This window comes from Idiomarina sp. UBA4206 (genome assembly GCF_002383015.1).
Classification (GTDB): Bacteria; Pseudomonadota; Gammaproteobacteria; order Enterobacterales; family Alteromonadaceae; genus Idiomarina; species Idiomarina abyssalis.
The window spans coordinates 66388-66954 of sequence record NZ_DFTS01000037.1; the positions used below are offsets into that span (position 1 = coordinate 66388).

Here is a 567-nt window from a genome sequence, read left to right on the forward strand (position 1 = left end):
ACCAGTACATTCATGCGCCGGGTATACTTTTTTGAAGCCAGCGCTCGCGCAACCTCCAGGTTACCCAGGTGACTACCAATTAGAATACCGCCCTTTGGTTGTTTTTCTAAATCGTCAAAATGGGTGTCACCACAGTTGCGCACCTGGTTCTTAGAAACCTTACCAACCCAGGCATCAATTTTTGCCAGAGCGTGCAGGCCAAACTGCCAAAAATGGTACCAACTTTGGCGCCATCCCGGCTCGGCAACAAAAGGAGACTGTTCACCAGCAAATGAATGCACACGACGAAGGAAGTCCAGAGACGCCCTGCGAGGAGCGCCTCCGGTCAAAAAGAAGTAAGTGATCACTGGCGCTAAAATCAGCCGCATTAACCAGTGGCCGCCGTACTGATAGGCTCGAAGAACAATAACGATGCCCCAGTAGCTGCCGCGCTCTTTCTTTTTCGCCCAATGCTTCTCCACCATAATTAACGTTTAAACCTACGCAGTAATAAAAGCGGAATGCGTGGCAACATGCCAAAAAACAAGCGTGTATGCAGCCAGGAAATTTTCAGGTTGTCCTGCAGTG

Annotated in this window: 2 pseudogenes; both read right to left on the bottom strand. The window is 49.7% G+C overall.

Annotated elements, in window-relative coordinates:
- Positions 1–464, bottom strand: a pseudogene (locus B3180_RS07850) (acetyltransferase); the annotation flags it as partial.
- Positions 465–466: 2 nt separating this feature from the next.
- Positions 467–567, bottom strand: a pseudogene (locus tag B3180_RS07855) (glycosyltransferase family 2 protein); the annotation flags it as partial.